The sequence below is a fragment of the Pseudomonas sp. UYIF39 genome (assembly GCF_029963765.1).
Classification (GTDB): Bacteria; Pseudomonadota; Gammaproteobacteria; order Pseudomonadales; family Pseudomonadaceae; genus Aquipseudomonas.
This window is the reverse complement of the sequence record NZ_JALBYU010000008.1, coordinates 125715-147837: the sequence shown is the minus strand read 5'-3', so window position 1 is coordinate 147837 and position 22123 is coordinate 125715. Positions and strand designations below refer to the sequence as shown.

Here is a 22123-nt window from a genome sequence, read left to right as displayed (position 1 = left end):
TCGGCGCGTCCGATCACTAGCGGGCTTGAAAAAGCCCGCAATAGCCTTCATCTTGTGTTGCAAGCCTATCGGATTTGGATCGAACGAATGACTGACACCCGCAACGGCGAGGACAACGGCAAGCTGCTCTATTGCTCCTTCTGTGGCAAAAGCCAGCATGAAGTGCGCAAATTGATTGCCGGCCCCTCGGTCTTTATCTGCGACGAGTGCGTCGACCTGTGCAATGACATCATCCGTGAGGAGGTGCAGGAAGCCCAGGCCGAAAGCAGCGCGCATAAATTGCCTTCGCCTAAAGAAATCAGCGGCATCCTTGATCAGTACGTGATTGGTCAGGAGCGTGCGAAAAAGGTTCTGGCCGTAGCGGTGTACAACCACTACAAGCGCCTGAACCAGCGTGACAAAAAGAATGACGATGTCGAACTCGGCAAGAGCAACATCTTGCTGATCGGCCCGACAGGCTCGGGTAAAACCCTGCTTGCCGAAACACTGGCCCGCTTGCTGAACGTTCCGTTCACCATCGCCGACGCAACCACCCTCACCGAGGCGGGTTACGTGGGTGAAGATGTCGAAAACATCATTCAGAAGCTGCTGCAGAAGTGCGATTACGACGTAGAAAAGGCCCAAATGGGCATTGTCTACATCGATGAGATCGACAAGATCTCGCGCAAGTCTGACAACCCGTCGATCACCCGGGACGTTTCCGGTGAAGGCGTACAGCAGGCCCTGCTCAAGTTGATTGAAGGCACGGTCGCTTCCGTTCCGCCTCAAGGTGGTCGCAAGCATCCGCAGCAGGAATTCCTTCAGGTCGACACCCGTAACATCCTGTTCATCTGCGGTGGTGCGTTCTCCGGTCTGGAAAAGGTTATTCAAAACCGTTCCACCAAGGGCGGCATCGGTTTCAACGCGGAAGTGCGCAGCAAGGAAGAAGGCAAGAAAGTCGGTGAGTCCCTGCGTGAAGTCGAGCCTGACGATCTGGTCAAGTTCGGGCTGATCCCGGAATTCGTCGGTCGTCTGCCGGTACTTGCCACGCTGGACGAGCTTGATGAGGCTGCGTTGATGCAGATTCTCACCGAGCCGAAAAATGCTCTGACCAAACAGTATGCCAAGCTGTTCGAGATGGAAGGTGTGGACCTGGAATTCCGGGCCGACGCTCTGAAATCGGTCGCCAAGCGTGCCCTGGAACGTAAAACCGGTGCCCGTGGACTGCGTTCGATTCTCGAAGGTGTATTGCTCGACACTATGTATGAAATCCCCTCGCAGTCCGAGGTGAGTAAAGTAGTGATCGACGAAAGCGTTATAGAAGGCAAGTCCAAGCCACTGTATATCTACGAAAACAGTGAGCCGGCTGCCAAGGCAGCGCCAGACGCCTAAGCGTCACGCTGCTGGAATAAAGAAGGGGCCTTCGGGCCCCTTTGCTTTTTGCGCGTTTTAACACCTTCTTTAAGCTTGTTTTTTTTGAAGGTAGCCCCCATCTTGGTTTCAAGCTCACTTCCATCTGTTTACGGCCTTATGGCCGCCGTAGAGGCGAAATCATGAAGACAACCATCGAATTGCCTCTCCTGCCATTGCGTGATGTTGTGGTTTATCCGCACATGGTTATCCCGCTGTTCGTGGGGCGCGAGAAATCCATCGAAGCCCTCGAGGCAGCGATGACGGGCGACAAGCAGATCCTTCTGCTGGCTCAGAGAAACCCTGCTGACGACGATCCCGGTGAAGATGCACTTTATCGCGTAGGTACCATCGCTACCGTTCTACAGCTGCTCAAGCTGCCGGACGGCACGGTCAAGGTTTTGGTTGAAGGTGAGCAGCGGGGCGCTGTTGAGCGTTTCAGCGAAGTGGACGGCCACTGCCGTGCCGAAGTCTCATTGATCGACGAAGTCGACGCGCCTGAGCGCGAGTCGGAAGTATTCGTCCGCAGCCTGCTCGCTCAGTTCGAACAATATGTGCAGCTGGGCAAGAAAGTCCCGGCTGAAGTCCTGTCGTCGCTCAACAGCATCGACGAACCAGGCCGTCTGGTCGACACCATGGCCGCACACATGGCCCTGAAAATCGAGCAGAAGCAGGAAATCCTCGAAATCATCGATTTGTCGGCCCGGGTCGAGCACGTTCTGGCGTTGCTGGATGCCGAGATCGACCTGCTGCAAGTCGAAAAACGCATTCGTGGTCGCGTCAAAAAACAAATGGAGCGCAGCCAGCGCGAGTACTACCTGAATGAGCAGATGAAGGCCATTCAGAAAGAGCTCGGCGACAGCGACGAAGGCCACAACGAAATCGAAGAGCTGAAAAAGCGCATCGATGCCGCCGGTCTGCCGAAAGACGCCTTGGCCAAAGCCCAGGGTGAACTGAACAAATTAAAACAAATGTCGCCAATGTCTGCGGAAGCGACCGTGGTGCGCTCGTATATTGACTGGCTGGTTCAGGTGCCGTGGAAGGCTCAGAGCAAAGTGCGTCTGGATCTGGCGCGCGCAGAAGACATTCTCGATGCAGACCACTATGGTCTGGAAGAAGTCAAAGAGCGGATCCTCGAATACCTCGCAGTGCAAAAACGCGTGAAGAAAATTCGTGGTCCGGTGTTGTGCCTGGTCGGTCCTCCGGGGGTGGGTAAAACCTCTCTGGCGGAGTCGATTGCTCACGCCACCAACCGGAAATTCGTGCGCATGGCCCTCGGCGGTGTGCGTGATGAAGCGGAAATTCGTGGTCATCGCCGTACTTATATCGGTTCGATGCCAGGAAGATTGATTCAAAAGATGACAAAAGTGGGCGTCCGCAACCCGCTGTTCCTGCTCGATGAAATCGACAAAATGGGCAGCGACATGCGTGGCGATCCGGCGTCGGCGTTGCTGGAAGTGCTCGACCCTGAGCAGAACCACAACTTCAACGATCATTATCTGGAAGTCGACTACGACCTGTCCGATGTGATGTTCCTTTGCACCTCGAACTCCATGAACATTCCACCAGCCTTGCTGGACCGGATGGAAGTGATTCGTCTGCCGGGTTACACCGAAGACGAAAAGATCAACATCGCCGTCAAATACCTTTCGCCAAAGCAGATTACTGCCAATGGTTTGAAAAAAGGCGAGCTGGAATTCGACGCCGAAGCGATTCGCGACATCATCCGCTACTACACCCGCGAAGCCGGTGTACGTGGGCTGGAGCGCCAGATTGCCAAGGTTTGCCGCAAGGCGGTCAAAGAGCATGCAATGGAAAAACGCTTCTCGGTGAAGGTCACTGCCGAGATGCTGGAGCACTTCCTGGGGGTGCGCAAATTCCGCTACGGTCTGGCCGAATCGCAGGATCAGATCGGTCAGGTCACCGGGCTGGCGTGGACTCAGGTGGGTGGCGAATTGCTGACTATCGAAGCCGCAGTAGTACCGGGTAAAGGCCAGTTGATCAAGACCGGTTCTTTGGGTGACGTCATGGTCGAATCGATCACTGCGGCCCTGACCGTTGTTCGCAGTCGCGCGAAGAGCCTGGGGATTCCCCTGGACTTCCACGAGAAGCGCGACACGCACATCCACATGCCGGAAGGGGCGACCCCGAAGGACGGCCCTAGCGCCGGTGTGGGCATGTGCACGGCTCTGGTGTCGGCATTGACCGGGATCCCTGTGCGCGCGGACGTCGCCATGACTGGCGAAATTACGCTGCGTGGTCAGGTGCTGGCAATTGGCGGTTTGAAAGAAAAACTGCTCGCTGCTCACCGTGGCGGAATCAAAACGGTGATCATTCCTGAAGAGAACGTACGCGATCTGAAGGAAATTCCTGACAATATCAAGCAAGATCTGCAGATTAAACCGGTTAAATGGATTGACGAGGTCCTGCAAATTGCGCTGCAATACGCGCCGGAGCCCTTGCCAGATGTAGCTCCAGAGATAGTTGCAAAGGATGAAAAACGCGAGTCTGACTCTAAGGAAAGAATTAGCACGCATTAGTACGCATTTGCTTGGGTGGCTTGTTGACAGCTTTTTAGAGCCCTTGTTATAAAGCGGCTCTTAAGTGTCTGTAGGCCATTCAGCACTCGTTTTTGCTTTCACCAAAAAACTTAGAATCATACTCAAATAGATATAAGGGGACTTAGAGTGAACAAGTCGGAACTGATTGATGCTATCGCTGCATCCGCTGATATCCCGAAAGCTGCTGCTGGCCGTGCGCTGGACGCTGTAATCGAATCCGTCACTGGCGCTCTCAAGGCTGGCGACTCTGTTGTTCTGGTTGGTTTCGGTACTTTCTCTGTAACTGATCGTCCAGCTCGCATTGGTCGTAACCCACAGACCGGTAAGACGCTGGAAATCGCAGCCGCTAAAAAACCAGGTTTCAAAGCCGGTAAAGCACTGAAAGAAGCTGTCAACTAAGTTCGATTCAGGTTTTTGCCTATCCGGGTCGGGGTCATGCCTGACTTGGCAGCGGAGCGGTAGTCCAGTCGGCGAGTCGCCGATCCGAGACGCCGAGGCTCGCAAGTTCGAGTCATCGGTCCGCTCCGCCAGTTACGAGAAGGCGCATCCTCGGATGCGCCTTTCTTCTATCCGGATTCTACCCACGCTCCACGGTTGCCTAATTTTGAAGTTCAACCGTTTCTGGGGGACGCATGCTGCAGAATATCAGGGACAATTCACAAGGCTGGATTGCCAAGACCATTATCGGGGTCATCGTTGCACTGATGGCTTTGACCGGTTTCGACGCCATCTTCAAGGCCACGACGCACAAAAATGATGCGGCCAAGGTCAATGGCGAAGAAATCAGCCAGAACGAGCTGAGCCAGGCGGTCGATATGCAACGCCGTCAGCTTATGCAACAGCTGGGCAAGGATTTCGATGCTTCCTTGCTCGATGAAAAAATGCTGCGCGAATCGGCTCTCAAAGGCCTGATCGATCGCAAGCTGCTGCTGCAAGGCGCAGAAAACTCGAAGTTCGCATTTTCCGAAGCTGCTTTGGATCAGGTGATCCTGCAAACGCCTGAATTCCAGGTGGATGGCAAGTTCAGTTCTGAGCGTTTCGACCAGGTTATTCGCCAGCTCGGCTACAGCCGCATGCAGTTCCGCCAGATGCTGGCTCAGGAAATGCTGATCGGTCAGTTGCGCGCTGGTCTGGCAGGTAGCGGTTTCGTCACCGACGCACAGGTTCTGGCATTCGCCCGTCTGGAAAAACAGACCCGCGATTTCGCTTCCCTGAACGTCAAGGTTGACCCGGCGGCTGTGAAGCTGACCGACGATGAAGTCAAAGCCTACTACGACGAACACGCCAAGGAATTCATGACGCCGGATCAGGTGGTCATTGATTACCTGGAGTTGAAGAAGGCTTCCTTCTTTGATCAGGTCAGCGTCAAGGACGAAGACCTGCAAGCGGCGTATCAGAAAGAAACCGCGAACCTGTCCGAACAACGTCGGGCCGCGCACATTCTGATCGAAGTGAACGACAAGGTGACCGAAGCGCAAGCCAAGGCCAAGATCGAAGAGATTCAGGCGCGTCTGGCGAAAGGCGAGAAGTTCGAAGCGCTGGCCAAGGAGCTCTCCCAGGATCCTGGTTCGGCGAACAACGGCGGTGACCTCGGCTTTGCCGGTCCTGGTGTCTACGATCCAGCCTTCGAAACAGCGCTGTATGCGTTGGCCAAGGATCAGGTCTCGGCGCCGGTCCGCACCGACTTCGGTTTCCACCTGATCAAGCTGTTGGGTGTCGAAGCTCCTGAAGTACCGACGCTCGCCAGCCTGAAAGACAAGTTGACCCGTGAGCTGAAAACCCAGCAGGTCGAGCAGCGTTTCGTCGAGGCGACCAAGCAACTGGAAGACTCGTCGTTCGAAGCCTCTGATCTGGCTCAGCCGGCGCAGGACCTGAAGCTCACTGTTCATACGTCCAAACCGTTCGGCCGTGAAGGTGGCGAAGGTGTTGCGGCGAACCGTGCCGTGGTTACTGCTGCGTTCAGTCCCGAAGTGCTGAATGAGGGTGCCAACAGCACCGCCATCGAGCTCGATCCGGAAACCGTGATCGTGCTCCGCGCCAAGGAGCACCTGAAGCCTGCGCAACTGCCGCTGGAAAGCGTTGCTGCCAGTATTCGTGTGCAATTGGCCAAGGAGCACGCCAGTGCTGCCGCCAAGACCAAGGCTGAAGAGCTGATTGTCAGCCTGCGCGATGGCAAGACTGCGCTGGACAAGGCGATCGACGGTCAGAACTGGAAAGTGACCCAGGCAGCTACTCGTGGCCAGGAAGGGATTGACCCCACCGTGCTGCAGGCGCTGTTCCGCATGCCGAAGCCCGCCGCCAAGGACAAGCCGACCTTCAGCAGCGTGACCCTGGCCGATGGTAGCCTGGTGATTGTGCGTCTGAACGGCGTGAACGAAGCGGCTGCGCCGACCGAAGAAGAGAAGGCTCAATACCGTCGCTTCCTCGCTTCGCGCATTGGCCAGCAAGACTTTGCGGCCTACCGCAAACTGCTGGAAAACCAGGCTGAGATCAAACGCTTCTGATGCCTGACTGAGTTTTGCGCGACACAAAGACCCCGGCCGAAAGGCTGGGGTTTTTTGTGGGTGAAATAAAAGCCGCACGGGTTATCCGTCGCCTGAGTATTTACCGAGCGACTTTTTCCTGTAAATGACAGTCAGTAGACTTGTAACTGTTTTAAGACACTAATCGATACTCCGCTAAGCATCGATCTGTTGCACAATACGCCCCGGACCGTTTTCCTCAGGATGTTCAATGTTTAAATCATTTCCCATGCGTGTTGCAGGGCTGGCGTTGGTGCTGGCCGCCGCGGCCGGCTGCTCGTCGAAGAAAGCCCCTATCTACGAGCATGAGAACTTCGATGACTCCGGAACATTTTCGCGCAGCTACCCGGTGACGGATGCGCAGACGTGCGAAGCCGCCCGTCGGGCGTTGCTCAGCCAGGGCTACATCATCACTAGCTCCGACCCGAAACTGGTCAGCGGACACAAAAGCTTCCAGCAGACCGGCGAGAGCCACATGGAGATCAGCTTCAGTGTGGTCTGTGCCGATGACGGCAGTGAGGGGCGTCACGCGACCATGTTCGCCAACGCCCTGCAGGATCGTTATGCGCTGAAGAAGACCAACAACTCCGCCAGTGTTGGTGTGGGCGTGCTGGGTTCTGTGTCGATGCCGATCGGTTCGTCCGACGACTCGATGGTCAAGGTTGCCAGCGAAACCGTATCGTCGCCCAAGTTCTACGAGCGTTTCTTCACCTTGGTCGAGTTGTTCCTGCCTCCGGAAGCGAAAAAGGCCGCGCACATCAAGGATAAGCCGAAACCCGATCTCGGCGTGCCTGAAGCCAAGGCCGCACCGGCTCCGTCGGCGCCGACCCCGGCACCTGCGGCAGAACCTGCGCCGACACCTGCCGAAGCTGCTCCAGCGGCCTCTGAGCCGGTTGCACCGCCGCCTGAAGCCGCTCCGATTGCTCCGGCCGAGAATGCCGAGCCGGCATCGACCACGGAAACGGTCACTCCGCCGCCCCAATCAAGCCTGCCTCCACCCACCGAGCCTATTTCGGCCATTCCTGTTTCAGGCCAGTAATCGTGCTCTGACGCTGCGGGAACGGGTCAGTCGACACCGATTCCGCAGCGGCTTTTAAATTGATCCGCGTCAACCCCGGCCGTTGTCCTACGGCCTGTATCGAAAAAATCCTGTGATAAATTCCTGACGGCCTGCTACGTTTTATTCAGTAGCTGCTGAGCGGCGTGCCTGCGTCATTTTTCTTTCACGTGGGCACTTTATGCTCGGGGCGCTGGCCATTTATTCAGGCGTTTTTTTCAACGAGCCGTGGGGGATTCAAAATGGACGATTATCAAGAAGAGCTGCTCGAGTATCAGGCGTTTGAACTGGACCCGCTGGAACCGGCCGAAGACGCTACCGAGCTGTAAGCGTCAGGCGGATTGGCGATGACTGCGGCGAAACTCGCCGGGAGTCTGGCCGCTCCAGCGTTTGAAGGCCCGTTGAAAGGCTTCGGCTGAGGCAAAACCCAGCAGGTACGCGATTTCTCCGAACGCCAGTTCGGTATCGCGGATGTAGGTCATGGCCAGGTCGCGACGCGTGTCATTGAGGATCGCGCGAAATTGCGTGCCTTCCTCGGCGAGTTTGCGGCGCAAGGTCCAGGTCGGCAGCTTCAGGCGTGCCGCCACTTCTTCCAGGTCGGGTTCCCGGCCACCATTGAGCAGTGGCCCCAGCAACTGAGTGATGCGTTCACGCAGGCTGCGGGTGCGTGTCAGTTGCTCCAGTTCCCGCTCACACAGTTGCAGCAAGTGTCGCCAGGTGCTCGGGCAGTGTTCCGGGTTGCGCTGGGCGAGGCTGGCAAGGTTCAAGCGCAGTTGATTGTGCTCGCAGCCAAACTGGATCGGGCCGTCGCCCAGCACTTCATAAGCCGCTCGGTAATCTGGCTCATCGAACTCGATCTCGATGCGTTCGGCCCGCACCGGGGCATGGCTTATGCTGGACAGTTGCTGCAACCAGCCAGCGATGATCGAATCCACCACGAAGCGGTTGTAGGCGTTGTAAGGGCTGATGGAATAGAACCGCAGCCAGGCACCTTGGGCGTCTTCGTGAAAACTCGATTGGCCGCGATAGTTGGAGCCATACAAGGCTTCGAAGCGAATCAGGCATCGCGCGGCTTCTCGCACCGTTGGCGCCTGAGCGGCCGTGACCCCGGCCAGGCCGACCTGGCTCAGGCGACTGAGCTGACCCATGCGCAAGCCAAGTGCCGGGTTGTCGGTCAGTTGAATGGCGCTGTGGCCCAGGCGCATGTAACGCGGGATCGAGAGCCGGGCGCCCGCTTCGCTGAGGCGAGCCGCGTCGAGGCCGTATTGTTCGAGCAGCGGTTGAGGGTCTACACCGTGACTGCGCACGGCGTCGGCCAGGCTATGAACAAAGCCCACCGACAGATCGCCGAGGCGCATCGGCAACGGTTTCATCGGTTACAACCAGAGGTTCAGCAAACGCGCGCCACGGGCATTGCCGTCGGCGAACTGCTGCCCGTTGCTGCTGAGAAAACTTTGACCGGCGCTGCCCTGATCCCAGAACTGACCGCGCAGGAACACGCTCATGCCGGCGATTGCCTGGCTGCTGGGCGGTTGAGCGGTGAGTGTCAGACGATGCCAGGCCTGGCCTTCACTGAGTTCCCCGGCCTTGAGGCTGACGGAGCCAGGCGTCGACAGCCCCTTGTAACCGCGCCACGGTTTGTCCCAGGTACCGCGCCCGACCACAAACGCCGGGACTGCGACGAACTGCGCACCCTGGTCGTCGAGCTTGCGGTAATTGTCCGGGTACCAGCTGTCGCTGCCGATCAACACACCTAGACGTCCGGTCGGAGTGTCGACGACGTTGAGCGTATGCTCGCCATTGGCGGCGATGACTTCATGTTCATCGAAAATCGGGTGCATCTGGCGCTGGGGTTGGCCGATCGGCAGGCCATCGCGACCGAACACCACGCTGCTGTTGTACAACGCGCCGCGGCCGATTTTCAGGGTGCCGTCGATGATGCTGGGCTCGGGTAGCACGATGGAGCCTGCCACCAACGTCACGTGGAATTCTTTTGCCAGACCACCAAACAGCGCCTGGTAGTCCTTGGCCATGCCTTTGGCCTTCATGCGCAAGTGCGCGTCGTCCAGACGGCTGTCGCCCGTGGCGCTGATCAGTGCGCGGACGAACTTCAGTGGGTTGCTGACCGCCAGCCAGTTCATGGCCTCCTTGAGCGTGGTGGCCTGGTACAGCTCATCTTTCTCGCCGCTGACCATCAACCAAGTGCCGACATGTTCGGGCAGGACGACGATGGTTTTTTCATTCAGCAGGCCCTGGTCCTGGGCCTTCTGCAAATAAGCCGCCAGCTTGCGGTGCAGGCGCTCGGGGCTTTGATAGTCGGTGGGAAACAGTTCGGGCTGGATGCCCAGCAAATTGCCGCGATCAGCGGGTGTGCCTTGGTCGACCGCAAGGTTGATGCGCAGGTCCGACAGGTAATGACCCACTGGGCGGTCCGCGGCCCACATGGCGTAGGTCGTAAGGGCGGCAATCAATGCCATGGTGAAGGTCAGGTACAGAAGTTTGCGCATGGGGAAACAGTCAACGGCCGTGTGCAGGATTCGCGACTAGGGTAGGGCCGATGCCGGTACTTGCCAAGGGGCGCTGCACATTTGGATCAATAAGTTGTCAGTTACGGTCATTGAGTGACAGCGGCGCGACTCTTAGTCTGTCCAACATGACTGACGGGGGCCGAAGAGCTCCTGCACTTTTTCCGTGATCGCTCGATGTGGAGTTACCGATGGCCGCCGCTCATTACCCGCACCTGTTGGCCCCGCTGGACCTGGGTTTTACCACGCTGCGCAACCGTGCCCTGATGGGTTCGATGCACACCGGTCTCGAGGAAAAGCCCGGCGGTTTCGAGCGCATGGCGGCGTACTTCGCCGAACGTGCCCGGGGCGGCGTTGGCCTGATGGTTACCGGCGGAATTGGCCCGAACGACGAGGGTGGGGTGTACTCCGGCGCGGCCAAACTGACCACCGAGGAAGAAGCGCTCAAACACCGCATCGTCACCCGCGCGGTGCACGAGGCGGGCGGCAAGATCTGCATGCAGATCCTTCACGCCGGTCGTTATGCTTACAGCCCGAAACAAGTTGCGCCGAGCGCCATACAGGCGCCGATCAACCCGTTCAAGCCAAAAGAGCTGGACGAGGAGGGCATCGAGAAGCAGATCAGCGATTTCGTCACCTGTTCGACCCTGGCGCAACAGGCCGAGTACGACGGCGTCGAGATTATGGGCTCCGAAGGTTATTTCATTAACCAGTTCCTCGCCGCCCATACCAACCACCGTACTGACCGCTGGGGCGGCAGCTATGAAAACCGCATGCGCCTGCCGGTGGAAATCGTGCGCCGGGTGCGCGAAGCGGTAGGCCCGAATTTCATTATTATCTTCCGCTTGTCGATGCTCGATCTGGTGGAAGGCGGTAGCAGTTGGGAAGAAATCGTGACGCTGGCCAAGGCCATCGAGCAGGCCGGTGCGACCATCATCAACACCGGCATCGGCTGGCACGAAGCGCGGATCCCCACCATCGCCACCAAAGTGCCGCGCGGCGCGTTCAGCAAAGTCACGGCCAAGCTGCGTGGCTCGGTGAGCATTCCGCTGATCACCACCAACCGTATCAACACCCCGGAAGTCGCCGAGCAGATTCTCGCCGAAGGCGATGCCGACATGGTGTCCATGGCGCGGCCGTTCCTCGCCGACCCGGACTTCGTCAACAAGGCCGCTGCCGGCCGTGCCGATGAAATCAACACCTGCATCGGTTGCAACCAGGCCTGTCTGGACCACACCTTCGGCGGCAAGTTGACCAGTTGCCTGGTCAACCCGCGCGCCTGCCATGAAACTGAACTCAATTACCTGCCGGTGCAGCAGATCAAGAAAATCGCGGTGGTCGGTGCCGGTCCTGCGGGTTTGTCCGCAGCGACCGTGGCGGCTGAGCGGGGTCATCAGGTGACGCTGTTTGATTCGGCCAGCGAAATCGGCGGCCAGTTCAACATCGCCAAGCGTGTGCCGGGCAAGGAAGAGTTCTTCGAAACCCTGCGCTACTTCACCCGCAAACTGCAGACCACCCACGTTGAGGTGTGCCTGAACACCCGCGTCGATGTGGCGCAACTGGTCGAAGGCGGTTACGACGAGATCATTCTCGCCACTGGCATCGCCCCAAGAACTCCGGCGATTCCGGGTGTCGAGAACGCCAAGGTGCTGAGCTACCTGGACGTGATCCTTGAGCGCAAACCGGTGGGCAAGCGCGTCGCGGTGATCGGCGCCGGTGGTATCGGATTCGATGTCTCGGAATTCCTGGTTCACCAGGGCGTGGCCACCAGCCAGAATCGCGAGGCGTTCTGGAAGGAGTGGGGCATCGATACGCATCTGCAGGCGCGCGGCGGTGTCGCCGGCATCAAGGCTGAGCCTCATGCACCGGCGCGTGAAGTGTTCCTGCTGCAACGCAAGAAATCCAAGGTCGGCGATGGCCTGGGTAAAACCACGGGCTGGATTCACCGCACCGGTCTGAAAAACAAGCAGGTACAGATGCTCAACAGCGTCGAGTACCTGAAGATCGACGACGAGGGTTTGCACATCCGCATCGGCGAAACCGGCGAGCCGCAAGTGCTGTCGGTGGACAACATCGTGATCTGCGCCGGGCAGGATCCGCTGCGTGAATTGCAGGAGGGGCTGGTGGCGGCCGGACAGAACGTGCATTTGATTGGCGGCGCGGATGTGGCGGCAGAGCTGGATGCCAAGCGCGCGATCAATCAGGGGTCGCGTCTGGCTGCTCAGCTGTAATCTCCGTAACGGCTGTTAAGATGCCGGCTCTTCACCCAGAGTCGGCACCGATGCTTCTCCCGCCCAACGAATGGCTACCCCAGGCCCCCCTCGACCCCCTTCATCTCGGCTGGCTGACCAACGCTGGCATCGACGTCGCGATCCTGCGCCTCGACCAAATCGACCCGCTGATCAGCGGCAACAAGTGGTTCAAACTCATCGAACACCTGAAAGCCGCTGACCGGATCGGTGCCAAAGGCATCATCAGCCTTGGCGGTGCCCACTCCAATCATCTGCATGCACTGGCGGCGGCGGGCAAGCGTTTTGGTTTTCGCACCGTTGGCCTGCTGCGTGGACATCCACAAGAAACGCCGACGGTGAAAGACTTGCAGGCGTTCGGTATGCAGCTGCATTGGCTCGGTTATGGCGGTTATCGAGCGCGGCACGAGCCGGGTTTCTGGCAACCATGGCAGGTGCAATATCCCGATCTGCATTCGGTGCCGGAAGGTGGCGGCGGTTTGCGGGGAGCCAAGGGCTGCATGCCGCTGAGGACAATGGTCTGCGAGCATCTGAGCGATTTTGGCTGGAGCGACTACGACGGCTGGTGGCTGGCCTGTGGAACGGGCACGACCCTGGCCGGTCTGGTGCTGGCCGAGGCGAGCGAACACCCGGTATATGGCGCACTGGCGGTGCCCGACGATCATGGTGTAGCGCAGCAGGTCGAGTCGATTGTGCGGGAGGCGGGTTTACAGCATTGCGCTTATGAATTGTTCGACGCCAGCCGTGGCGGCTTTGCCAAAGTCGATCCGCTGTTGCTCGAATTCATCGATCAGACCGAACAGGCCAGCGGCATCCCCCTCGAACCGCTGTACACCGGCAAAGCCCTGTTGGCGCTCAAGCAGCAAGTAGAAGGGGGGAGATTCGAAAAGGGTACACGCCTGATCTTTATCCACACCGGCGGTCTGCAGGGCCGCCGGGGTTTCCAGTGAGCGGCGGGGTTCACCCGCGCTTGGGCATCATGCGCAGCAAGGTGTTATCGCCCACTACATAGTGGTGATAAATCCCTGCCACGGCGTGCAGACCGATCAGCCAGTAACCAAGGGTGCCGCCGAGTTCATGCCAACCCTGTATCTGCTTGGCCAACGCCTTGTCCTCCGCGACCAGCAACGGCAGGTCGAAGCCGAAGAACATTACTTGGTGACCCTTGGCGCTAGTGACCAGCCAGCCCAGAGTCGGCATGGCGATCATGAAAATATACAGCGCCCAGTGCATCAATTTGGCCAGCACGGTCTGCCAGTGAGGCGAGGCCGGGAAGATTTGCGGTGCCGGGCCCAGGCTGCGAGCAAACAGCCGCAGCCAAACCAGGACAAATACCAACAAACCCAGCAAGAAGTGCGATTCGGTGATCAGCGTCCGGCCACCACTGCCTTTTGGAAAGCCCCCGCGAAATTCGATACAGGCATAAACCAGCGCCAGCAGGACCAGCATCAACCAATGCAGCGCGATCGATACGGTGCTGTAGCGTGAGTCGGAATTCTTCCAGGGCATACGGTGTTCCTCACAAGTCAGGTCAAACCACCGTTCTTGTTTGTCGGTGTGCTTTAACTGTAATCCGCTTTGGTGGATTTGCCTGCCGCTATTTGGATGTTCAATGCTCTGGATCAGGAGGTTGGCCAAAAAAAAACGCCAGTTCCGTTAAGGAGCTGACGCTTTTTTTATGAGGCGACAGTCGCAATCAGTTGGTTTGCGGCATCTCGCCCTTGGCCAGGCGCTTATTGATATCGGCGATTACTTCCGGCAAATCGGTGATGGTGTCGATCATGTAGTGGGGACGCGAGCCTTCGAACATCCCGTGGATGCGCTTGCGTTCGCTGGCCAGTTGGTCGCTGCCGAGGGCGCGGTAACCTTCGTAGTCCAGGCCCAGCGCGTTGCCCGAGCAGATCAATGCCACGGTCCACATGCCGGCGCGACGACCTTCAAGAATGCCCGGCACGGTGTCGTCGATCTTCACGCAGGCTGCGACATCATCGATCCCGAGGGCGATCACGTTGGCCAGTGCCTGGGCCGGCCATGGGCGACCGTTAGGCACTTCGTCGGTGGCGACCACGTGGTCGGCGACGTAACCGTTGGTGGCGGCCAGCTCGACAACCTTGTCCATGACCTGTTTCGGGTAGCCGGAGCAGGAACCGATCTTGATCCCTTGCTGGCGCAGATTGGCGATGGTGTCCAACGCGCCCGGAATCAGGGCCGAGTGCTCGGCGATTTTCTCGATCTGCAGCGGCATGAAGCGTTTGTAGATGGCGGTGACGTCATCGTCGGTCGGCGTGCGGCCGAACACCTTACGATATCGTTCGGCCACTTGCGGCTGATCGCACAGGGTGCGGATGTGGTCCCACTTGCCCATGCCCATCGGGCCGCGGGCTTCTTCGATGGAAACCTGGACGTCGAACTCGGCGAAGGCTTCGACAAAAATCTGTGTCGGGGCGAAGGAGCCGAAGTCGACCACGGTGCCGGCCCAGTCGAGGATGGCGGCTTGCAGCTTGGTTGGGTTGCTGTAGTTCATGTCTCAAATCCTGTATTGGGGAATGAAGAGCCGTGTAGCAGCTGTCGAGCCCCAGCGAGGCTGCGTTCGGCTGCGAAGCAGTCGTAAAACCATCCACATCGGTGTTTCAGGTGAACCGCGTCGACAGGGTTTACGACTGCTTCGCAGCCGAACGCAGCCTCGCAGGCTCGACAGCTGCTACAAGTCGTCGTGAATCAGATTTCCAGAACTTCCATCTCGCGCAGCACTTCGGCGATCGCCGCTACCGCCGCGTGCATCTCGTCCTGGTTGACGTGGCCGATGCAGCCGACGCGGAAGGTTTCAACCTGGGTCAATTTTCCGGGGTATAGGATGAAACCCTTGGCCTTGACGCGTTCGTAGAATTCCTTGAACTGGTAGCGCGGATCTTTCGGCGCGTGGAAGGTGACGATGATCGGCGCTTGAATAGCGGCGGGCAGGAAACTGCGCAGCCCCAATTTGGCCATGTCATCGAGCAGCACCTGGCAGTTGTTGGCGTAGCGCTGATGTCGGGCGGGCAAACCACCTTCTTCGTTGTATTGCAGCAGGGCTTCGTGCAACGCCGCGACCACGTGGGTCGGCGGAGTGAAGCGCCACTGGCCGGTCTTGGCCATGTGGGTGTGCTGATCGAAAAGGTCCATCGCCAGCGAGTGCGAGTTACCGGAGGCATTGGCCAGTGCTTCTTTGCGAGCGAAGACAAAGCCCATTCCCGGAACGCCTTCCAGGCATTTGCCCGAGGCGGCGATCAGCGCGTCGAACGGCACCTGTTGCGCGTCAATCGGTAAGGCACCAAAGGAGCTCATGGCGTCGATGATCAGGCGTTTGCCGTGTTGCGCGATGACGTGAGCGATTTCCGGCAGAGGATTAAGGATCCCGGTGCTGGTTTCGCAGTGAATCAGCGCGACGTGGGTGATGCTGGCGTCGGCGCGCAGCAGGCGGTCGACGTCGGCGGCAGTGGTCGGTTCGTCTTCGGCGGTTTCGAAGGTGCTGAAGGAGCGGCCGAGCACTTCGCAGATTTTCGCCAGGCGTTTGCCATAGGCGCCATTGATCAGCACCAGCACTTTGCCGTCGCGAGGCACCAGCGTGCCGATCGCTGCTTCGACCGCGAACGTGCCGCTGCCTTGCAGGGGCACGCAGTGGTGGCTGTCGCCGCCGTTGATGATCGCCAGCAGTTGTTCGCACAGGCTGGCGGTCAGTTGATTGAAGCGGTCATCCCATGAACCCCAGTCGACCATCATCGCCTGACGGGTGCGGGCCGATGTGGTCAGTGGGCCGGGGGTGAGCAGGATGGGTTCGGCAGTACTCATTCTCGTGTCCTCGCAATCGATGGGATGACGCTACGGGGCTTAAATTGCAATTTGCCGTGCTATCAATCAAATTGTTTGTTGTTATGCCAGCCATCAGTGAGGGTTATTCATGAACCTGTTCCAGCTCCGCGCCTTCGACGCCGTGGCCCGTGAGGGCAGCTTCACCCGGGCCGCTGCGCGACTGTTCATCAGCCAACCGGCGGTCACCGGACACATCAAGGCGCTGGAGGAGCATTACCAGATCACCCTGTTGCGGCGCACCGCACGACGGGTGGAGCTGACGGAGGAGGGCACCAAACTGGCCGCGATCACCCGGGCAATGTTCGGTCTGGTTGAAGAAGCGCAGGTGATGCTTGAGGCTAACCGGCAGTTGCTGACCGGGCGTCTGGAGGTGGCGGCGGATGGGCCGCACATGGTCATGCCGATGCTCGCCAGTTTGCGGGCGCGGTATCCCGGTATTACCGTGAACCTGCGGCTGGGCAATGCTCAGGAAACCCTGGCGGCGTTGTTGTCCGAGCATGCCGACGTGGCGGTGCTGACCGAGGTCGAGCCGCGCAAGGGTCTGCATTTGCAAGACCTGAGCGAATCACGGATTTGTGCGCTGGTGCCCGACGGTCATCCCTGGGCGCAGATGCCGAAGGGGGTGCCGCTCAAGGCGCTGGATCAGGTGATCATGGTGTTGCGCGAGCCAACTTCGATCACCCGGCGCACCTTCGACGAGGCGTGCGCGGCGGCGTTCGTCAGTCCACGGGTGTTGCTTGAGCTGGACAGTCGCGAGGCGGTGACCGAAGCCGTCGCCGCAGAGCTGGGGGTTGGCGTGGTGTCGTCGGTGGAGGTCAGCCACGACCCGAGGGTGACGGCGGTGCCGATTCTTGGTGAAGGGTTGGTTAATCGGCACATGATCGGGTGCATGGAACGACGACGGGATTTGCGCTTGATACAGGCGTTTTTCGAGTTGGCGCCCGTCCTGTAACCGAGGTGCGCCCATCGCGAGCAAGCTCGCACACAGGGGGTCTCCAGCGTTCACAAAATCCCTGTGGGAGCGAGCTTGCTCGCGAAGGGGCCGGACCTGCTTACACCAAACTCTCGCGAACCATCTCCAGAAACGTCGCCACCACCCGCCGCGAACTCTGTTCGCGCAAGCACACCAGCGTCTCGGTCAGTCGTCGTTTGCAGTCGGTAATAGGCAACGCGCAAACCCTCGAATCCGCGCCGAACTCGGCAGCTGAAACAACGCCAACACCAATCCCCACCACCACCGCCTCACGCGCCGCTTCCCGACCTTCAACCTGAATCGCCGGGCGAATGCGAAAGCCTGCCTGAGCCATTTCTTCTTCCAGCGTCTGGCGCGTCACCGAGCCGATTTCACGCAGCACCAATGGCGTGTCATCCAGATCCGCGAGGCAAATCGATTCACGGTCGGCCCACGGATGATTGCGCGAAACGAACGCCACCATCGGGTCGTTGCGCAGCGGCAACGAGATCAGACGTTCGTCACTCACCTCCCGGCCCAGCAACGCCAGGTCGGCCTGATAGTTGAACAGCCGAAACAGCGATTCGTCGGTGTTGCCGGTTTCGATCTTCACGCTGATGCCGGGGTAGCGCTCACAAAAGCGAGCAATCTGCGGCAACACGTGCACTGGCGCATCCACCGCGAGAATCAGGCTGCCAGTTTGCAAGGCCCTGGAGTCATGCAAGAGCTCCTGCGCCTCGGCCTCGATAACGAACAATCGCTGGGTAATGCTCAGCAAACGCTCGCCCAGATCCGTCAGCCGGACCGAGCGTTTATTGCGATGGAACAGCAGCACACCGAAACGCTCTTCGAGCTTGCGCACTTGGTCGGAAATCGCCGGTTGGGTGAGGAATAGCCGCTCGGCGGCTTTGGTAAAGCTTCCGTGCACGGCCACGGCGTGGAAGGCTTTGAGCTGGGCGTGGGAAACCGACATCGAAACCTCCAGTAACAAGCTGAGCTTATATTGGAAATACGATAAATCGATTTCACTTATTAATCAGTAATTGTTTTTATCCACCTCAGCCCCGGTGACTGGTCAGTCGAACAGCGTCGGCGGCCATGAGCCTGTGCGTGCAACAGCAGGACTCATCTGACCGATATCGCCTCAGGGACGCTGCGATATCGAAGTGCTCAACAATAAAAAAACAGGCGTGATTTCTCAATTTCTGCCGGCACACTCACACCCTGAGGTCAGAACCACCATGAACAAGCACATCGGCACTATCAAGCGTTGGCGCGTGCAGATCTTCGCGATCACCTGGCTCGCTTACGCCGCTTTCTACTTCACCCGCAAAGCTTTTTCCGTGGCAAAACTGGGGATCGCCGAAGACCCCACCTTCATGCTCGACAAAATGGCCATGGCCAACCTCGACGCCATCTACCTCACGGCTTACGCCATCGGGCAATTCACCTGGGGCATCCTGGCCGACCGCTTTGGCCCAAGGGTCGTCGTATTTGGCGGGTTGTTGATTTCAGCGGCAGCAGCCTTGGTGATGGGCAGTTTCGCGACGTTGCCAATCTTCGCTACCTGCATGTTGATTCAAGGGTTTGCTCAGTCCACTGGCTGGTCCGGGCTGTGCAAGAACCTCGGTAGCTTCTTTCCCTCTGAACAGCGCGGGCGGGTGCTGGGGTTGTGGAGTTCCTGCTACGCCTTTGGTGGGTTGGTGGCTTCGCCGTTCGCTGGCTGGTGGGCGTATACGCTGATCGGCACCTGGCATGCGGCGTTCTTTTCCAGTGCGGCGGTGGTTGGGCTGGTCGCCGTGCTGTTTTTTATTTTTCAGCGCAACAAACCCGAAGACGTTGGCTTGCCGGCGGTGGAACCGGAGCCAGAACTGACGGCGCAAGAGGCCGACGCGCAAAGCAAGATCAGCATGCTGGAACCGTTAAAAGAAATTCTGCGCAACCGCACCGTGCTGGTTCTGGGCCTCGCATATTTTCTGCTGAAGCCGGCGCGATACGCGATTCTGCTCTGGGGGCCGGTGATCGTCTTCGAGCAGATGCCCTCAGTGGGCAAGGTCGGCGCGGCGATCATTCCGACCTCGTTTGAACTGGCCGGGTTGCTCGGACCAATTCTGCTGGGTCTGGCTTCAGACAAACTGTTCGGCGCCCGGCGCATGCCGGCGTGTGTGCTCAGCCTGTTGGCGTTGACCGTGACCCTGGCCTTGTTCATGGGTGCCCTGCATACCGGCAGCGTGATGCTGGTGGTGGCGCTGCTGTTTGTCATGGGCCTTACCCTGTACGGACCGGACTCGATGATCAGCGGCGCGGCCGCGATCGATTTCGGCACCGCCAGGGCGGGCGCCACAGCGGCCGGTTTCGTCAACGGTTGCGGCTCGGTCGGGGCGATTCTCGGCGGATTGCTGCCGGGCTACTTCGACTCGGTCACCGTGTTCATCGTCTTCGCCGGCTGCGCGATGTTCTCGGCCCTGGTGCTGATCCCGCACTGGAACAGCCGCCCGGCTGGCCTGCGTGCCGAAAGCGCCTTCGTGCCTAACCAACCGATCAGCGTAAAACCTCTGCGTACTTAAGGATTGACCCATGAGACCTCTATGGCTGGAACAGGCGCTGGCGGCCAAGGCCGACAAGGGCTGAGTGTCAGCGCGTGAGGTCCGAGCGATTGACCAGCCAGTCGAGCAGCAAGTGGCTATCGCGGCGTGGCTCGGGAACTGGCCGAGTGCGTGGGTGATGACCCATGCCCACGCACAGCACCGGCCGGTCCGGGTCGCTGTCGAGAAAACTGATGAGGACGTCGCTGCCGGCCTTTGGCAGGCTGGACGGGTCAATCCGACCGTCCGGCGCTGCAAGGGCGAGCGGTAGCCAGAGACCGGTAGATTCAAGCGGATCCGCTTCCGCTGTCGGCCACAGCCTGACCTGTATTCGACCTCGATCATCCAGCGCCGCCGGTTGCCCGGCAGGGCCCAGCACCCGGGCAGGTTGATAACCCGGAATGCTCGGCCTGGTCTGTTTGAGCGCGGGCCTGAAGACCGTTGACCAGGGAATGGCGGTGAACTGATTGCAGTAATGGCGGACAGTGACGGGTTTGTCGGTGGCAAGAATCGAAGGTTGTTGCCCCTGATGTCGGGTTTCGGTGAGCAGCCATTGATTGTTGAAATTCGGCAGTGGATGTTCTGACACTTGCACTATCCGTGCGCTGCTCAGTGCGCTCTGGTTGCTTTGACCGTGGATCTGCAGGTGCTGGCAACGCAGACGTTCCAGTTGTCGCCGGCTCAGTTGATCGCGATGGACGTGCTCGGCCGCGACACGTGCCATCACCGGCAATGGTTGGCTGAACGCGTGGTTGGCCGCGCCCTCGTCGGGGTTTTGCGAACCACGGTTTCTGGCCGGCAGTGTTGAGGGCAAGGGCGGCGAGTCATGGCGCTGGAACAACTCACTGATCACCGGCTCGTCACTTGTCTTCGGGCACGTTGCCCTGGAAAGGTGTAAGGACCGGTTCCTGGGGGAAACTCAGGCTGTCATCCGCCAGGACCAGCACATGCCCGTCGCGCTGATGTTCGAAGTGATAGTGAATGCCTTCTTCTTCGCACAGCCGTTGCAGCAATGCCAGATCGCTCTCCTCGTACTGAATGCAAAAAGGTCGGAGAGGATAGTGTCCGTTGGACAATTCGAAGCGATAGCTCCCCTCGGGCACATCATGTTCCTCCAGCAGTTGGCGCAGGATCATCGGTACGCTGAGGTGATGAAAGACTCGGTGTGAACGCTGTCTGTCGAGCCATTGAAGGTAGGGCACCAGCACCAGTTTGTAGCCGATCCGGTGGGGGCCGCGATGCTCGCGACTGGCACTGTGAAGTACGCCGTGAATACCCTGGCTTTCCATCAGGCTGAGGTACACCGGCTGTTGCAGCAATCGGTCGAGGTTCATGGCCGGTGCGAGGCCGATCACTTCGATGTCGAATCGATAGGACTGGTTGAGGGCTTCTCGGCCACTGAACTGCAACACCTGCAAACTCAAATCGCCGTTGAGAAGTGTCAGGGTGAAGGGACTTTCCTTGTCGTTGTGCATCGAACGCGCTTCTGCCATGGAATACGGGCGCAGAGGGTACGAAACCACAGCCCTTTATGGTCACCGCAAATCGAAGTTTCAGAATCGCCCTACAACCACCGGTGAAGATGTCGATTGGTCATGCGGGTGAACAGGGTGGATTTTTTGGTCGATTGCCAACTTTAGGGCGTATAAACTTGCGCCATGCGTCGGCCAATAGATGTCTCGGCGCCATAGATCAAGAGAGTGAGTAATGGGCGCACAGTGGAAGGTTAAACACAAAGAAGCGGCATCTAACGCCAAGGGCAAGATCTTCGGCAAACTGGTAAAAGAAATCACCATCGCTGCCCGTAACGGTGCTGATGTCACTACCAACGCACACCTGCGTCTGGTGGTCGAACAGGCAAAAAAAGCTTCGATGCCCAAGGAAACCCTGGATCGCGCCATCAAAAAAGGCGCGGGCCTGCTGGGTGAGACCGTTCAGTACCATCGCGTGACTTACGAGGGTTTCGCTCCGCACCAGGTGCCGCTGATCGTCGAATGCGTAACCGACAACATCAACCGCACCGTCGCTGAAATCCGCGTCGCGTTCCGCAAGGGCCAATTGGGTGCTTCCGGTTCGGTCGCGTGGGACTTCAACCATGTCGGCATGATTGAGGCGTCCCCGGACAGCCCTGACGCCGATCCGGAAATGGCTGCCATCGAAGCCGGCGCCCAGGATTTCGAACCGGGCGAAGAAGAGGGCGCGACCCTGTTCCTGACCGAGCCTGCGGACCTGGATGCCGTGCAGAAAGCCCTGCCCGAGCAAGGTTTCACCGTGTTGTCGGCCAAGCTGGGTTATCAGCCGAAAAACCCGGTCAGCGGTCTGAGCGATGAGCAGATGGCTGAAGTCGAAGCCTTCCTCGAAGGCCTCGATAACCACGATGACGTGCAGGACATGTTTGTCGGGTTGACGGGTTAAACCGTTACTTCGGTGACCG

The 22123-nt window shown here is 58.9% G+C and carries 16 protein-coding genes and 1 pseudogene; 10 read left to right on the top strand and 7 right to left on the bottom strand.

Annotated features, from left to right (window positions below; genetic code table 11):
* Window positions 1–87 precede the first annotated feature (87 nt).
* The 5 genes from clpX (at window position 88) to MO767_RS13315 (ending at window position 7511) form a co-directional block, all read left to right on the top strand.
* On the top strand, window positions 88–1371 hold the full coding sequence (clpX, locus tag MO767_RS13335; RefSeq protein WP_007946893.1) for an ATP-dependent Clp protease ATP-binding subunit ClpX: 1284 nt from the start codon (window positions 88–90) through the stop codon (window positions 1369–1371).
* 161 nt (window positions 1372–1532) lie between these two features.
* Window positions 1533–3929: an endopeptidase La gene (gene lon / locus MO767_RS13330; RefSeq protein ID WP_027926069.1), complete on the top strand. Its 2397-nt coding sequence runs from the start codon at window positions 1533–1535 to the stop codon at window positions 3927–3929.
* A gap of 147 nt (window positions 3930–4076) precedes the next feature.
* Complete coding sequence (locus tag MO767_RS13325) at window positions 4077–4349, top strand: HU family DNA-binding protein (protein ID WP_002552737.1); 273 nt, start codon at window positions 4077–4079, stop codon at window positions 4347–4349.
* Window positions 4350–4582: 233 nt separating this feature from the next.
* The gene (locus tag MO767_RS13320) at window positions 4583–6454 is read left to right on the top strand and encodes a SurA N-terminal domain-containing protein (protein ID WP_282480861.1); all 1872 of its coding nucleotides are present in this window, start codon (window positions 4583–4585) and stop codon (window positions 6452–6454) included.
* A 229-nt stretch (window positions 6455–6683) separates the two neighbouring features.
* A complete protein-coding gene (locus MO767_RS13315) occupies window positions 6684–7511 on the top strand; it encodes a DUF2242 domain-containing protein (protein ID WP_282480860.1) in 828 nt (275 codons plus the stop codon).
* A 350-nt stretch (window positions 7512–7861) separates the two neighbouring features.
* On the opposite strand, the gene MO767_RS13310 is transcribed toward MO767_RS13315, so the two are convergent.
* Together MO767_RS13310 and MO767_RS13305 are read right to left on the bottom strand one after the other, a co-directional pair.
* Window positions 7862–8902, bottom strand: a complete 1041-nt coding sequence (locus tag MO767_RS13310) for an AraC family transcriptional regulator (RefSeq protein ID WP_282480859.1) — start codon at window positions 8900–8902, stop codon at window positions 7862–7864.
* Window positions 8903–8905: 3 nt separating this feature from the next.
* The gene (locus MO767_RS13305; RefSeq protein WP_282480858.1) at window positions 8906–10036 is read right to left on the bottom strand and encodes a carbon-nitrogen hydrolase family protein; all 1131 of its coding nucleotides are present in this window, start codon (window positions 10034–10036) and stop codon (window positions 8906–8908) included.
* Between the two features lie 209 nt (window positions 10037–10245).
* Between MO767_RS13305 and MO767_RS13300 the strand changes: the two genes are divergently transcribed.
* Window positions 10246–12285 carry an NADPH-dependent 2,4-dienoyl-CoA reductase gene (locus tag MO767_RS13300; protein WP_282480857.1) on the top strand — a complete coding sequence of 680 codons (2040 nt, stop codon included), beginning with the start codon at window positions 10246–10248 and terminating at the stop codon, window positions 12283–12285.
* Between the two features lie 50 nt (window positions 12286–12335).
* Window positions 12336–13253 carry a pyridoxal-phosphate dependent enzyme gene (locus MO767_RS13295; RefSeq protein WP_282480987.1) on the top strand — a complete coding sequence of 306 codons (918 nt, stop codon included), beginning with the start codon at window positions 12336–12338 and terminating at the stop codon, window positions 13251–13253.
* Between the two features lie 10 nt (window positions 13254–13263).
* Here the strand turns inward: MO767_RS13295 and MO767_RS13290 are convergent, their stop codons facing one another.
* The 3 genes from MO767_RS13290 to MO767_RS13280 form a co-directional block, all read right to left on the bottom strand.
* A complete protein-coding gene (locus tag MO767_RS13290) occupies window positions 13264–13812 on the bottom strand; it encodes a cytochrome b (protein ID WP_282480856.1) in 549 nt (182 codons plus the stop codon).
* A 187-nt stretch (window positions 13813–13999) separates the two neighbouring features.
* Entirely contained in the window at window positions 14000–14827 is an 828-nt protein-coding gene (phnX, locus tag MO767_RS13285) for a phosphonoacetaldehyde hydrolase (RefSeq protein ID WP_282480855.1), read from the bottom strand.
* Window positions 14828–15021: 194 nt separating this feature from the next.
* Window positions 15022–16131 (bottom strand): 2-aminoethylphosphonate--pyruvate transaminase, encoded by a 1110-nt coding sequence (locus MO767_RS13280; RefSeq protein ID WP_282480854.1) that lies wholly within the window; start codon window positions 16129–16131, stop codon window positions 15022–15024.
* Window positions 16132–16240: 109 nt separating this feature from the next.
* Here MO767_RS13280 and MO767_RS13275 point away from each other — a divergent pair, with 109 nt between their 5' ends.
* Entirely contained in the window at window positions 16241–17104 is an 864-nt protein-coding gene (locus MO767_RS13275; RefSeq protein ID WP_282480853.1) for a LysR substrate-binding domain-containing protein, read from the top strand.
* A 100-nt stretch (window positions 17105–17204) separates the two neighbouring features.
* Here MO767_RS13275 and MO767_RS13270 read toward each other — a convergent pair whose 3' ends face one another.
* Window positions 17205–18077: a LysR family transcriptional regulator gene (locus tag MO767_RS13270; RefSeq protein WP_056740259.1), complete on the bottom strand. Its 873-nt coding sequence runs from the start codon at window positions 18075–18077 to the stop codon at window positions 17205–17207.
* A 268-nt stretch (window positions 18078–18345) separates the two neighbouring features.
* Here MO767_RS13270 and MO767_RS13265 point away from each other — a divergent pair, with 268 nt between their 5' ends.
* Window positions 18346–19671, top strand: coding sequence for an MFS transporter (locus MO767_RS13265; RefSeq protein WP_282480852.1), 1326 nt, complete (start codon window positions 18346–18348; stop codon window positions 19669–19671).
* A gap of 67 nt (window positions 19672–19738) precedes the next feature.
* On the opposite strand, the pseudogene tssI reads toward MO767_RS13265, so the two are convergent.
* Window positions 19739–21164: pseudogene (gene tssI, locus MO767_RS13260) on the bottom strand (type VI secretion system tip protein TssI/VgrG).
* 232 nt (window positions 21165–21396) lie between these two features.
* Between tssI and MO767_RS13255 the strand changes: the two are divergent.
* Complete coding sequence (locus tag MO767_RS13255; RefSeq protein ID WP_282480851.1) at window positions 21397–22104, top strand: YebC/PmpR family DNA-binding transcriptional regulator; 708 nt, start codon at window positions 21397–21399, stop codon at window positions 22102–22104.
* Window positions 22105–22123 lie beyond the last annotated feature (19 nt).